Below are 15,838 nucleotides of genomic sequence, written 5' to 3' on the forward strand. Positions count from 1 at the left end.
AATGTGATGAATTTAATAATATTAAAAGTGAAACATATACTTTTTATGTTTTTTTAGTATTTATTTTGTTTGAGTAATGTTAATTATAAATCGTTAAAAGCTATTAAATAATTAAAAAAATACCCAATTTCAGGTATATACAAACTTAATTCTTAGTCATAAATTGCAGGTAAATTAACTCATACTTACAATAAGTTTTATAAATTTTACAAAACGCATTTACTTATTGTGTACTCAAAGTGGATTTATAAACAAGGAATGGAAATGGAATTAAAAACTCAGAAATTATTGATATCTTCAATGATTTATTTTTTGAGCCACATGGCATATGCTGCTGAGACTCCTGCAGAGATTGCAGCAAGAGAAAATGATCGTATTCAACAACAATTGCAACAACGACAGAAATATGAACAAGAACAAATATTACAATCAACTAAACCGCCAACACGTATAGATGTTGCTCCCCCAGAAGTATCTGCAACTGATCAGGGCCCTTGTTTATCCATTCATCAAATTGATGTAAGTGGCTATCATTTACTTTCTAGCAAGAAAATAAGTCAATTGGTTGCACCTTATATCAATACATGTATGGGAACACGTGCAATTGAAGTGCTTATGGGGAAAATTACAGCAGCATATTTAAATAAAGGTTATGTGACTTCACGTGTTTATCTTCCTGAACAAGACTTAAAGTCTGGTGTACTTAAGTTTACAGGTTGAAGAAGGTAAACTGACTGAGTTAAAGGTAACAGATCGAGCACAGGGTACACTTTCTCTTGATACAGCATTGGGTGATGTCAAATCTAAGCCACTCAACCTGAGAGATTTAGAACAAGCAATTGACCAAATTAATCGCCTACAATCGAATAATACGAAAATGGAAATTATTCCTGGCAATCAGCCAGGAGAAAGTATTGTTGTATTTGATAATGACCCATCAAAGCGCTGGAATGGGTATTTTACCTATGACAATAAAGGTCAAGATAGTACTGGTCAAAATCAAGCAGCATTAGGTTTAAGTCTAGATAATCCATTAGGATTGAATGATTTATTCAGTGTGACTTATAACCGTTCATTGCCTTTTAAAATTAATCATACTGATTCTTATTCAGGCAGTGCGATGTATATCATCCCGTTGGGATACAACACTTTTAACTTTAGTGCTTCCCGTTCTGAATATGACACAACATTAGAAACAGATTTCAATCAATTGTTGTCGCATGGAGAAACCACAACTTTCTCAGGAAAAATTGATACTCTATTGCACCGTGGCCTAAACAACCAATTCCGTATGAATGCGGGGATTACTGCCAAAGATACAGAAGCTTTTCTTGAGGGCGTTAAGTTAGGAGTAAGTAGTCGCAAACTTAGTGTATTCGATCTTGGTTTTAGTTATAGCGACATGATTTTGTCAGGATTGGTCAATGTCAACGTGGGATATGCCAAAGGTCTAAAAATTTTCAATGCCTTAGAAGATCAATCAGATTTGTCAGCCGATGCACCTAAAGCACAGTTTGACAAAATGAGTTATGGCATTAGTTACTTCAAAGGCTTTAATTGGTTAGGGCAAAATTTCAGTATATCGAGTTCTTTTTCAGGTCAACAAGCTTTCGATACTTTATATGGTTCAGAACAGTTCTCAATCGGCAGTTTATATAGTGTACGTGGATTTAACCAAAATAGTTTAAGTGGTGACCATGGCTATGCTTTCAAAAATGATTTCTCACTTAGCAAAAATTACGATTTTAATGGAACGCCAATATTCGGGCGCCACACCCTCGGCTTGGATTACGGAAAAGTAGATAACAAAGAAAACTCAAATTATGTGGGAGAGCTCAGCAGCGTCAGTCTCAGTACGACATTTAATGTGAGCAATGTATCGCTTGAATTGATTGCCACACAGCCAATTCATCAATCGAACTTTATGAAGAAACAATCCGCAGATGTGTTCTTCTCTTCTACTTTTTCATTTTAAGGAATAATAATCATGAATCATATTTATAAAACTGTATGGAATAAATCAAAAAATGCTTTTGATGTTGTCTCTGAAGCTGTTAGTTCAAAGGGAAAAAGTACCTCTGGAAGTAAAGATGGAACTGGTAGTACAACGTCTAAATTAACGGCATTTTTTGCAGTACTTACACCGATTGCAGCAATGCTATTTGTACAGCAAACAGTTGCCAATGTTGATGTTGCGAGTGGGAATACACGCGTATTTAATGCGAATAATGGTGTTCAAGTTATTGATATTGCAACAGCAAATGCCGCAGGTATTTCACATAACCGCTATGTAAACTATAACGTAGATAAAACAGGTCAAATACTGAATAACGCAGTACAAACACCGAAAAACCTGTCGGTCATGACGCAACTTGCAGGCAATATTCAAACCAATAAAAACTTAGATAAAAGTGCGCGAGTTATTCTCAATGAAGTCACAGGGACAAATCGTTCGCAACTGAGTGGTCATGTTGAAGTCGCTGGAAATAAAGCAGATGTGGTAATTGCCAACCCGTATGGTATCACGTGTAATGGCTGTGGATTTATCAATACAGATAGAGCAACGCTTACCACAGGAACACCACAATTTAATACGGATGGTTCAATTAAAAACTATACCATCCGCCAAGGTGATATCACTGTGGATGGGAATGGGTTGAATGCTACAGGGCAAAATTTACTTCAGCTTTTATCCCGTAATCTGAATGTGAAAGGACAAATCAATGCGAAACAACTTGAAGTTGTAACCGGTGCAAATGAATACGACGTGACAAGTGGTATCGCAACTGCAATTCAAGGTGTTGGAGCTGTACCAACTTATGCGATTGACTCCAGTGAACTTGGGGGAATTTATGCAAATCGCATCAGCTTGATTGCTTCTGATCAAGGAGTCGGTGTAAAAATGTTGGGTAATGTCGCAGCAAGTGGCAGCGATTTCACATTATCAGCATCTGGAAAAATTGAGTTAAACAATAAAATTAGTGCTGCACAAAATTTATCAGTTCAGAATAATAACAATGTAGATAACAACTTAAATATCAATGGATCACTAACTGCTAAAAATATCGCGCTAGGTTCGGTTGATAATAATCATCTAAATATTGCGACTAGTAATGGTAGTATATATGCAGAAAATGGTTTAAATATTAATAGTAATCAGTTAGATATGGTTAATAGTGTTGTGCAGTCAGCGAGTGATGCTCAAATTAATAATGCGACACAAACAAATTTGACAAATTCTAAGCTGAATGTAAATAATACTTTAAATTTAAATAGTAATAGTTTAACTACACAAGGATTGAGTGAACTTTCTTCAATTGGAGGTGGTCTTAATATTACAATAGAACAAAACTTGTCAATTGGTGATGCTGTATCTGTTATTGCACAAAATAATATCAATTTAACTTCAAAAAATGCTGATGTAACAGTTGGAAAGGCTAAAGTCAAAAGTGAAATTGGTGATTTGAACATAAGTGCTTCAAATATAGGACTCAATGCTGAAAGCTCAGCACAAAGTACAAATTTAAACGCAAAGAACACTGTTCAAATTAATCATAATGCGCAAGTTTCATCTCAGAAAAATATTTCTATCTCTGCGAATAATGTTGGGGTTGATGGCAAGATATATTCAAACGATGCGAATATTAATGCCAATAACAATGCGACATTAAATGCGGGTTCAGTCGTTTCTTCAATAAATTCAAATAGTATAAAAGCGGGTCAAATATTATCATTAGTTGATAAATCAAATTTAACAGCAGGTAATACAACTGATTTGAATGCAGCGAATATAACTCTTGCAGGACAAATTCAGGCTCAAACAGCAAATATTAATGCAACGAATAGTTTGATAGCGACAAATAGTGGATTAGTTTTTGCAACGAATGTCGCAAATTTAAATGCATTAAATATTGATTTGGCTGGCAAACAGCTCGCACAGAATCTCAATATCACCGCGATTAAAAACTTAAACTCGACTGGTATGGTCTCTGTATCGAACATCGCACAATTAAATGCTGAAAATATTACAGTGCAAGGAGATATCACTGCTTCTAATGCTGTGCTTCAAGCTAAAAATTCATTAAGTGTGCAAAATGGCGGAAGTGTTGGCGCTGCGAATAATGTGGAGGCGAAAGCAAATACAATCAATATCGTTGGCAGTGTAAAGTCGAATAGTACTCAATTGACAGCAGATACTGATCTTTTATTAGACCAGAACAGTGCTGTGGAAAGCGTAGAAAATATTCAGCTTAACAGTTCAAATTTGACAGTAAAGGGTAACGTCAAAGCTAAACAATTGTCTGCACAAGTTCAAAACCAATTGAATTTAGATCAAGGTTCTGACATACAAGCAACAGAACTAGCACAACTCAATGCGCTGAATATCAATGCAAATGGTCAATTAACGGCAAAAGTTGCACAATTAAATGCTAAAGTTGCTACAAATGTTGGGAAGACAGGCTCGATAGCCACAATTCAAAATACTGACATTAAAGCTGATAAGATCAATGTTGATGGTAATTTAACGGCACAAAATTTAAATGCAGATGCAAAGTCTACTTTGAATGTGAACCAAACAGCAAATATTACAACTGCAAGCACAGCGCAACTTAAAGCCAATGATTTGATTGTTGCAGGTGCTATAAATACGCAAGATGCACAATTGAATGCCAATAATTCAGTAAATATCGCACAAACTGCAAATATTGGTACATCTAATAATTTGAATATTACTGCAAATGATGCAGTCATTATGGGTAAAGTCAAAGCATTAAATACAACGATTCAAGCTGCCAATGCTTTAAATCTTGAAAAAAATGCACAACTGCAAAGTGCGAACTTAGCACAATTGAATGCCAAAGATATAATGATTAATGGGCAACTATATACCAAACAAAGTAAAATCAATGCTCAAAATAAAGTTAATTTAAATCAAGGTGCAGAATTAGTATCATCTGATGGCATTGATTTGAATGCAGCTCAGGCGAATCTCAATGGCTTAGTGAATGCAACAAATGCCAACCTAACCGCGACTGGTGTATTAACAGTTGATAGCAATGCACAGCTTTCTGTGATAAATCAAGCAAATCTAAATGCAAATGATCTCATATTTAATGGTAAGTCAAACTCGAAAAATCTTAATTTACAAGTAAATAATGGTTTGAATATCAATGCATCATCTGATATTCGTGCGCAAGAAACAGCAAATATTAATGCTCAAAATATAGCCGTAAATAGCCAAATATTAGCCAATAATACTAATCTAACGGCTATCCAGCAGTTGGATGTTAATCAAGCAGGGACTTTACTTGCAAATAATAATTTAAGTTTGAAAGCGCAAAATATAAATATTAGTGGTACTTCCCAAGCGAATACAGTAGATATTAATGCTTCAAATAATCTGAATACCGCAATCGATTCTTTGATTATAAGTAATAATAATCTGGCATTAGGTGCAGGAAGCAACATTAATTTAAATGGGCAAACAAGTGCAGTAACAACCAATATTAAATCTACAAATGATTTAACTACAGGTGATAATTTTGTTGCAATCTCTGATGATAAGGCAACCTTAGAGAGCCAGAGCCTAAGTTTAGCAGGAAAGGTATATGCTAAAAACGCAGACATTACGACAAGCAATACTTTGGCGACTTTGCAAAACTCTCAGGTGAATATCACAGAAACGTTAAGCTTACTTTCAAAAAATAGTTCAATTGATTTGGCTGGAACCACTTCTGCTCAAAACCAAAATTTGACAGCAGTGACCACGATTACAACCCAACAAACAGCCTTGGTAAACGCTCTCAATGCTTTAATTTTTAAAGCAGATTCGCTTATACATGGTGGAGCTTTATACAACGCTACGGGTTTGACAACGACCAATATTAATAATCTAACCAATAATGGCACATTGCAAAGTTCAAGTTTTGCATTGAATGGATTGAAGAATTTTAATAACAATAAAAATTTTCTATCAGCCGAAAATTTGAATATTGTCACTGAAGCATTTAGCAATAAGCTAGGTAGCCAGTTGGCAAGTAATGCAGACTTAACTTTAACCGTTACAAAAGGCGCTTTAACAAACGATGGTACGATTGGAAGTGTAGGTAATTTAACGTTAAAGGCAACTCCTGTTGGTTCTTCGATTACCAATAACGCAACCTTACAAGCAAATAAGACTGTTTCACTCAATGCAAGCAATGTTTTAAATAATACAAATGGTGTTATTAATGCAGCTGAAAATATAGCGGTAACTGCTCAGCAAATAGAGAACAAAGGAAATGTTGCCTCTAAAAATGTCGTATTGAATGCAACAGGTGGAACAGCTTCAACTGTTAAAAACTCAGGAATTGTATTTGCCAATAAAGACATCTCTATTGATGCTGACGATACAATATTAAATACGGGGACTTTATATACCAAGAGTGCGACTGCAGGTGCTGTTGATGACACGATGCATTTAACGGCTAAAAATATTAAGAACTTAGTCGCTACTGATGGTAGTGGAAAGTATGGTGTGATCAGTACATCATGGGTACCATTTACAGTAGATTATTTGCTCAATGAGGGCTCTATACAAGCGCTTCGAGCGATTATTAATAATAAAACGTTAAATGTGAAAACAAATTTTGATAACTATGCACTCAATGGTACGAATGACTCAAAAGGGTTTTATGCCTTCTGGAATCTAGATGCTCAAAACCTAGGAACATTAAATAATACAGGTACATTGAGTGTTCATTTAGAAAATGATCCAAAGGATTCAGCAACCACTGTAACAGCGGATAAGTTTAACAACACTGCAGGTGCATCCGTTTATTTTGGTAAGTATTCTAATTTAACGGTAAATGGGCAAACGAATAATCAAGGAACACTGTATTTAGAAAAAGGGAATGCGACATTACAAAATCTAAATAATGATAATGGTATTTTGGTATTAGATGGTACAAATGCAACATTAAAATCAGATTTTACCAATAACGGTTCTTTAAGTTTACTTAATAGCTCAAACTTAGACCTGAAACAGAATAATTTAACAAATAGTGCTAATAAAAACATTTACTTAAGTGACTCTTCTATTACTACGGGAAATGGTATTGCCAATATGATAGGGGGGATTGTGAAGACTATAGGTAATAGTAATTTGGAATCAAATACTTTAGTAAATAATGGACTCATTCATAGTTTAGGAGGTATTTTAAATATTCAATCGAATACTTTGACTAATAATTATAATTCTGGAATTATAGGTTTGGGTGTTGTTAATATCAATAAAAAATTATTTAGTTCGAATGTGGTTAATAACTATGGTAATATTTATGCAAACAAAGAATTAAATATTGGTGTGGGAGATTCTAATGATAGATCAAATTCAGGAAAAGGTTATACGAATATAACGAATTATACGAATAACTCGACTCAGAAAAGTGGTATAAATAAGCCAACAGGAGGAGTGATTTCATCGGATAAAAATATAAATATATATGCAAATAATTTTATGAATAATTTTGCAATTATTTCCAATAGTGGTGATATTACTATTGATACTCAAGGTAAATTTATTAATGAAACTAATTTTTATGGGGAATCATTAAGAGTAGATTATTATAATTGGGAGGCGCCAAAGCATTTAAATGATTTTGATATCCGTCAGAGTGGTGATGAGAAAGACTCGTTTTATTATGATGTAAATGGGAATAAATTAACATCATCTACAGATGCCAATATTCGTGCAACTACTACACGAATTACTGCTGAACATAATCCTGCTGTTGGAAATGATCATCAAGGTTTTTCATCTTCGTTAGTTACTGAAATATGGAAACAAGCTACAGTTACAAAAAGTGGCACAGATAATGTCATAGCTAATAAATATTTAGCTTCAGCAGATCCAGCTAAAATTATTGCCAATAATGGTAATATTATTTTAAAAATTGGTGATAATGGCGAAAACTATGGAGGTAAAATTATTGCATTAGGAGATAGTAAAGCTGGAAAGGGTTCAGTTGATATTACTTTAAAAACTGGAAAAAAATTTACTAACCGATCTATAGATTTATATGATTTTTCTGATGATCATAATTATGAACTTCAATATTTACTGATGATAGATAAAAATAGTGGTGGTGATGTTGTCAGGACTGCTATAGCTTTTAAGAAAGATTTAAGTGTTGCTGGTTCTTTACCTATGGATATTGGTGAAAGTTGGGATAGTCCAACGCAATATTATAATGATCGTATTAAGCCGCTTTCTTCTTCAAATTCAACTTTATTTAATACTATTTATTGGTGGAGTGATAACTTTTTAACTCAACTAGATGGACAAGGTAATGTTGTCTACGATAATCAAGGTAAGACAGTCTATTTATTAGATGCTCAAAGTAATAAAATTACACCAACTTTAAATACAACAGCAGACATAGTTTCTAAATTAGTAAAAAACACATATAGTTCCACTGCTCTTAAACCTTTACCAAGTGGGCTAAGCTCAAATATAGATGTAGCAGGTTCTTCAGTGATTTCTGGGAGTGGAAATGTTTTTATTGATGGAGGAGTTATTGAAAATCTAGGTAATAATTCTATTAAACAACAGGGAGAAGATGGATCAAATATAAAGGGTGTGGGTTCTACTACCGCAGAAAATTGTGGTGTATTAGGTAAAGATTGTAAAACAAATATTACAGCATACACACCGTCAACTTATGTGAAAGAAAACAGAAATGCTCAGTCTATAAATAATTTGAATTCTACTTCACTGACAAGTTATCAATCTACGAAACCGTCAACTAAAGATTATTCTGTCAATATTATCGATGGGATAACTTATATTTCTGCTCCTGAAGGTTTTGTAATAAATCCATCAACTGTGCCTGAATTAAAAGAAGCAACTAAAGTTAATATTGCATATTATCAACCTTATCCTATTACAAAAATACCAACTGTAGATTTAGACATACCAACGACAAAATATAGCCAATATGTAGCGACACCAGACAGTCATTCAAAGTATTTGGTTGAATCTAATCCACTCTATGGTGCTAATTCAGATGTCCTAGGTTCAAACTATTTAACTGAACAACTCGGCATTGACCCAGACAAGCTGTTAAAAAGACTGGGGGATGATGGTTATGAAATGAATTTGGTGCAAAAGCAATTGATTCAAATGACAGGAACTGGCGTACTGTTTGCAAATGCTTCAGCTTCAGATCAAATGAAGATATTATTCGACAATGCGACATCATCAAGTAAAGACCTTGGTTTAGAGTATGGTAAGGCATTAACGATAGAACAACTATCAAAACTAGATAGTGATATTGTATGGATGGTTGAAGGAACTGTATCAGGTCAAAAAGTTTTAATTCCACAAGTATATTTAAGCCAAAAAACGGTTAATGGTATTAATACATCGGGTGCAGTCATTGATGGTAAAGTTGGGACTATATTAACAGTAGATTCCTTGACCAATCAAAATGGTACGATTGCGGGTGGCATTGTTTATGCAGATGTGAAAAAAGATATCAATAACATTGGTGGTAAAATCAAAGGTGATGATGTCATCTTAAAATCACAAGAAGGTTCGATCAATAACATTACCAAATCTTATAATTTTGGTAATAGTGCGAGTGATTCAACCACCTTTGGACAAACTGCAAGTATTGAAAGTAATGGAACTTTGATCTTAGATGCAGCAAAAGATATCAATAACATCGCTGCGACACTCAAAGCCAAAGGTGATGCATCGATAAAAGCGGGTAATGACATCAACATCAAATCGCTAGAAGATCATACCGCAACAACTTCCAGTTTGAAAAAAGGCGATAAGATCAATGAAGATACCAACAGTATTGGTAATGGTTCAATCAATACCAATACCACAACCCATGTTGGTTCAACTATAGATTTAGGTGGAAATGCTGCATTTGAAAGTGGCGGGAATACCCTTATTTCAGGTAGTGATGTCAACGTCAAAGGGCAAATGTACGCCAAAACGGGTGGTAACTTTACCCTTGAATCTGTACAAGATACCAAAGAAACCAAAACATCTTCATCTAGGTCTGGATTTGGTGTAGGTGGTGGTATTTATGGAACTCAAACTCAAGAAACAACAGATTTTGAAGGAAAAAATAAAGCCAGTAACTTGAATGTTGGTAGTTTGATCGTAGACTCTGATCAGAAAGTTGTGATCGCAGGTTCGAACGTAAACATCAAAGATAAAGACAGTTTTAGCTTGATCAGCGGTAAGCAAGGTGTCGATATTTTAGATGGTAAAGATGAAGAACGTCATGAAAAAACGACGACAACTACGACTTTCTTAAAAGTAACCAAAGGACCATCTGAAACAAGTACTTCTGCAAAAGCAGGGGCAAGTGCTGAGTCACATTCAGATAAAAACTCTAAATCCGCTTCAGCAGGCGCATCTGCAGAAGCAACTGCAAGTGTGGCAGCCTCAGCTTCGGGTAGCGCAAGTTTAAGGCTGATGGAACATACTGTAACCAAAGAAGTAAAAGGCTCAGATAAGAGTGTAAGTTCTAATATCAATTCAAATGGTAGCCTTCTCATCTCTTCTGAACAAGGCGATGTGACTGTTCGTGGTTCATCAGTAGATGTGAAAGGTGCCTTGGGTGTCGATGCTAAAAATATAAATATCTTAGCGGGTCAAAATAAAGATTATTCAAGTAAAGATACAACCCAAACTTCAATCGGCGTCTATGTCGATGGTAAAGCCAGTGCAGGTGCGAATGCTGAAGCAAAAGCGAGTGCCGATGCTAAGGCGGGTGTCAGTGCAATGCCTGTTTCGGCAAATGCAAATGCAAATGCAGGTGTAAGTGCTCGTGCAGGTGCTGAAGGCATGGCGACTTTCGGTGGTTTACATGAAACAAGTTCTGTATCTACCACAGACATTACTCATAACCTTTCTTCACTCAAATCTGGTGGAGATATGAGTTTAGTTGCCAAAGATAAAGCACTGTTCCAAGGTGCAAATATAAGTGCTGGACAAAATCTCGATATTCGTGGAACAGATATTGTAAATAAAGCTGTAGAAGATAAACATGAAACAACCAATTCTAATTCTAGTCATTTAGCGGGTTATTTTATTGGCGCTAAAGGTGAAGTTAGTGGTCAAGCAGAGGCACATGCAAATGCCACAACTGGCAAATTAAGTCCGAGTGGAAGTGCTGGTGTTACTGCGACTGGTTCAGTATCTGCTGAAATGAGTCAAGGACTTCGTACGACAAACTCACAGTCTACCGTAACCGATACTCAAACGACGCATACAGGAAATAGCTTCTCTGCTGGTGGTAATATGACACGCGTAGCAACCAATACCATTTATGATGAAGCGACTCAAGTCAATGTTGCTGGTGGTTTTGCACAAAAAGCAACGACTATTATTGACAATGCAGTACAAGATCGTCATACAGTGACGAAAGACTCTCAAACCCATAATGCGACTGTTGCATTTACTGCATCTGCAACAGGAACAGCAGGTATGGTGATGGAAGCGAAAGTGGGTAAAGAATCATCAACGTCTAATTCAACAACTGCTTCTAAAAATCCAAATTTGAGCTTTGGTGTTAGCGCCAAATATGAGGGAACAAAAGACCAAAGCCAAGATGATTCTACCGTGGCGAGAACGTCAAGTTTTAATGCTGGAGGAGACATTACTTCCATTTCTACAGGCAATACAACTTTGACTGGAACACAGTTTAATTCTGGAGGGAATGTTAATCTTGTTGCTGACAAATTGACATTTAATGCGGCTGCGGATACAACCAGTAAATCAGCTATAGGGCAAAAATTCGGTGCAGGAGCAGGAGCCGAATTTGATATTTCTGGTAAATTGAAATCTGCAAATCTTGATGGTTCATATGGCAATACAACAAGTCATTCACAAAGTTCTACAGCTGTTGTTGGTGGAATCAATGCAGCAGGAAATGTCAATGTTGTGACGAATCAAGGTGCTTCATTTGAAGGAACACAACTATTAAGTGGTGGTAACACTTCAATATCAGGTAAGGATGTTACTTTTAAAGCTGCTCAAAATACTGCAAGTTCTACCACAGAAGCCCACAAGGCTGGTGTAGCCCTTAAAGTCGAAACCTCTGGAGGTAAAGCAGATTCAGGAAGCGGTAGTTTAAGTTATAAAGGTGAAAAGGAAAATAGTTCATCTTCTCAAGCGGTGGTGAGCAATATATTGACAGGAGGTTCGTTAACCATCAATGCAGACAATGCGAGCTTTGAAGGAACGAATTTAGCAAGTTTGGGTAACACAAATATTTCAGCCAATACTTTAGATTTTAAAGCAGCAAGGGATAAAAGTAGCTCTGATACCATTGGTGGTGGTGTAGATATAAGTGCATCAGGCTCTGGAAAAACAGCCGATAAAACGGGTTCTGGAGGCGGTAGTCTCAGTGCTAATTTCAAAAAAGGAAATTCAGCATCAGATACAGCGGTTGTAGGTTCAATGAGCTCTGGTGGTGAATTAAATATCAATGCTGGTAATGCAAGTTTTGAAGGAACGAAATTTGCGAGTACTGGAGATACGAATATTTCAGCGGATACCGTGAGTTTTATGGCAGCAAAAAGTTCAAGCTCAGGTTCAAATTTAGGTTTAGGCGCTAATGTTGCTGTAAAAGTACCTTCAAAAACAGTACAAACGCCAACAACGACGACACCTGTGATTACTCCACCAACACCACAAGCTGCGCCTGCTGGAGCAATACCGATTGTGAAACCAACACCATCGTCAACGCCTGCAAGTACACCTGCTACCACAAGTACAACTCCTGCAACTACACCTGTAAAAACTGGTCCAGTGATTACACCACCGACGCCACAACCAGCACCTGCTGGAGCGATACCAATTGTGAGATCAACTACACCGACCTCATCAACACCTACAAATGCACCAGCTACAACACCAATAGCTGCTAATCCACCAAAAGAACCAGGTACAGCAGTAAACGGTGGATTAAATGTAGCAGTTGGAAAATCTAATGAAACAACTTATCAAGGCTCGAGCTTTGAAACGGGTACAGGCGGCCAGCTCAATATCAATGCAAATTCAATATTGATGCAAAATACGGATACGTCGAAAGTTGATGGTAATAAGAATTATTCTACTGGACCGACTATTGAAAAATTAAATGATTCAAGTTCTGGGTTTAATTTTAGCGGTGGAGTAAGTAATGTTGGAACAGATACGCTTCAAAAGCTTTCATCTGCTAAAGACAAGGTCTTAGATACAAAAAATAAAATCGCCAATAAGTTAGGTGTAGGTGATCAGAGTAATTCTGCAAATACATCAAATGGTACGACAAATACTGGTGGCACGGCTCCAACGGTGCCTACAAACCCAGTAACAACAGTAACGACAACGACTGGTGACACAACAACGACGACTAAAACGGCAAACACATTAGACTTATTAAAAGGTTTATTTAGTTCACAGCCTCAGACGCCAACACCTCCAGCAGTGATTACACCACCAACGCCACAAGCAGCCCCTGCTGGTGCTATACCGATTGTTAAACCTGAACCTAGGTTGCCGATCCCGCCAGTACCAACTACGCCACTAAGAAGTACTGGTAATTAAGGTTGTTAAGATAAACCTCAAAATAAAAGGAGCTTTCTAGAAGGCTCCTTTTTTTATTTGATATGTTTTTTTAGAGAGGGTTTTTCCCTTGCAAACCACCCGAATGAATCACCAAGATTCGACTATTTTTTGGGAAATATTGTTTTTGAATTAAATCAAAAATTCCCATCATCATTTTCCCTGTATAAATATGCTCTAAAGGAATTTGGTATTGTTTTTCAAATTTTTCAATAAATTCGAGTAATTCATCATTGGTTTTTGCATAACCACCACAACAATAGTCATCTAAAATTTCCCAGTTCCGCTTATTGGTAAGTTGGGCAACTTCATCAGTGAGAAAATCGCCTTTCAATGCTGAAAACCCCAAAACTTTTTGATGCTTTGCACTTGCTTCAATCAGTCCTGTAATTGTTCCACCAGTCCCTACAGCACAACAAATCACATCATAATTTTTTAAATCATCTTCGGTCACGATTTCGTGGCAACCTTGGATTGCAAGCTCATTGCTTCCACCCTCAGGAATGATATAGCTGTCAGAATAGTGTAGTTTTAATTCTTGTAGAAATTCATAGGTGTCTTTTAATCTATATTTTTCACGTGAAACAAATTGAAGTTGCATGCCAAATTGTTGCGCTGTGCTCAGGGTATGATTGAGTGCTTTATTCACCAGCTCTTCACCACGAATGATGCCGATACTGTCAAAACCAAAACGATGTGCAGCGTAAGCTGTTGCTGCAATATGATTGGAATACGCACCGCCAAAGGTGATAATTTTTTTATCCCCTAATCTTTGTGCTTCTAAAAAGTTGTATTTAAGTTTGAAAAACTTATTGCCTGAAATTTGTGGATGAATTTGATCAAGGCGCTTAATGGTCAGGTGTGTCGATGTATCAATCTGAATAGTTTGATAGGGAATAGCTTGGGCGATTTGATCAAACATAGAAAATATCAGTTATTGAAGTAAATCAAGATTGTTACATCTTACTCAAATCTGACGTTAAAATCAGATTTGAGTTTAGGTCTAATATGTTTGGGCAGTTTCACTATTTCGAATGAGTATCTACCGAAGTTACGACTGACATTCCTGGTCTTAAAAACTCAAGCCCTTTTTGATTTGGATCAATGGCAATACGGACAGAAATACGTTGCACCACTTTGGTAAAGTTTCCTGTGGTGTTATCCGGTTTTAGCACGCTAAATTCAGCACCAGCAGCAGGGGAGATTTGTTCAACTCGTCCTGTGAATTTTTGATGTTTCATTGCATCCACAGTGAAAGAAGCCTTTTGACCAATTTTCATATCGGCAATTTGGGTTTCTTTAAAGTTAGCAATCACCCATGTTTGTTGTGGAATCAAGTACATAAGCTGTGTCCCCGCAGCGACATATTGCCCGATACGCGGTGTGACTTCACCCAATTGTCCATCCATTGGTGCAGTAATCACACTATAGTCTTTGGTCGTCACTGCTTGATCAAATTGTGCTTTGGCATTGGTGACTTGTGCCTTAAGTCCTGATTCTGCAACTTGTGCTGTTTTTAAGGCTTCTTGCGCAACCAAGACATTGGCTTCAGCTTGTTTGAGTAGTGCTAAATTATTCTTTGCATCTGCTGCGGCTTTATCTTGCTCAGTTTTAGAAACTGCACCACTATTTCCCAATTGTTGATAACGATTTAACTGAGCAACAGAAAGTTCATAAGTCGCTTTGGCTTGATCCACTTTGGCTTGGGCGGCCACAATATCGGCTTTACGCTGTTCAATCGCTTGGGTTTGATTTGCCAAAGTGGTATTGGCTTGATCTACACCTGATTCCGCTTGAGTAATTTTTTGATCATAAGTCGTTGTATCAATATGCATTAAGGCTTGACCTTTTTTAACACGATCAAAATCAGTCACCAATACGTCTTTGATATAACCATTAATTTGAGAAGATAAAACCGTGGTTTTGCCTTTGACATAACTATTATCTGTAGACTCAATCGTGCTATCAAAAGGACCAATTTTCCAAGCTCGCATGATCACAGCGATACCGATCAATAAAACCAAGAACATCAGTACCAACGTACGTTTTGCCGTAGGGATTAGCTTACTTGATGGTGATGGCGTTGTTGGAGCATCATTTGTTGTAGGCACTTCTTTTTCAGTTGTATCTTGATCTTGTGACATAAAAATTCTCAAATCGTGTTAATGCATCATGTATTTTCATTCAGGTGTTCATTGATCAAATTTCATGTATCTAACTAAC

Annotated in this window: 5 protein-coding genes; 3 read left to right on the plus strand and 2 right to left on the minus strand. The window is 36.5% G+C overall.

What is annotated here, in order from left to right:
- Positions 1 to 264 precede the first annotated feature (264 nt).
- The 3 genes from EXE10_RS13775 to EXE10_RS13785 are packed head-to-tail and all read left to right on the plus strand — an operon-like array spanning position 265 to position 13,597.
- Entirely contained in the window at positions 265 to 720 is a 456-nt protein-coding gene (locus EXE10_RS13775) for a ShlB/FhaC/HecB family hemolysin secretion/activation protein (protein ID WP_165383022.1), read from the plus strand.
- The gene (locus EXE10_RS13780) at positions 698 to 1,975 is read left to right on the plus strand and encodes a ShlB/FhaC/HecB family hemolysin secretion/activation protein (protein WP_165383023.1); all 1,278 of its coding nucleotides are present in this window, start codon (positions 698 to 700) and stop codon (positions 1,973 to 1,975) included. Before EXE10_RS13775 ends, EXE10_RS13780 begins: the two co-directional genes overlap by 23 nt.
- Positions 1,976 to 1,987: 12 nt before the next feature.
- A complete protein-coding gene (locus tag EXE10_RS13785) occupies positions 1,988 to 13,597 on the plus strand; it encodes a hemagglutinin repeat-containing protein (RefSeq protein WP_130113746.1) in 11,610 nt (3,869 codons plus the stop codon).
- Positions 13,598 to 13,667: 70 nt separating this feature from the next.
- Here EXE10_RS13785 and EXE10_RS13790 read toward each other — a convergent pair whose 3' ends face one another.
- The gene (locus EXE10_RS13790; RefSeq protein WP_130113747.1) at positions 13,668 to 14,537 is read right to left on the minus strand and encodes a 1-aminocyclopropane-1-carboxylate deaminase/D-cysteine desulfhydrase; all 870 of its coding nucleotides are present in this window, start codon (positions 14,535 to 14,537) and stop codon (positions 13,668 to 13,670) included.
- 103 nt (positions 14,538 to 14,640) lie between these two features.
- On the minus strand, positions 14,641 to 15,759 hold the full coding sequence (locus EXE10_RS13795) for an HlyD family secretion protein (RefSeq protein WP_130113748.1): 1,119 nt from the start codon (positions 15,757 to 15,759) through the stop codon (positions 14,641 to 14,643).
- Positions 15,760 to 15,838 lie beyond the last annotated feature (79 nt).

It is taken from the genome of Acinetobacter sp. WCHAc060033 (assembly GCF_004209125.1).
Taxonomy (GTDB): domain Bacteria; phylum Pseudomonadota; class Gammaproteobacteria; order Pseudomonadales; family Moraxellaceae; genus Acinetobacter; species Acinetobacter wuhouensis.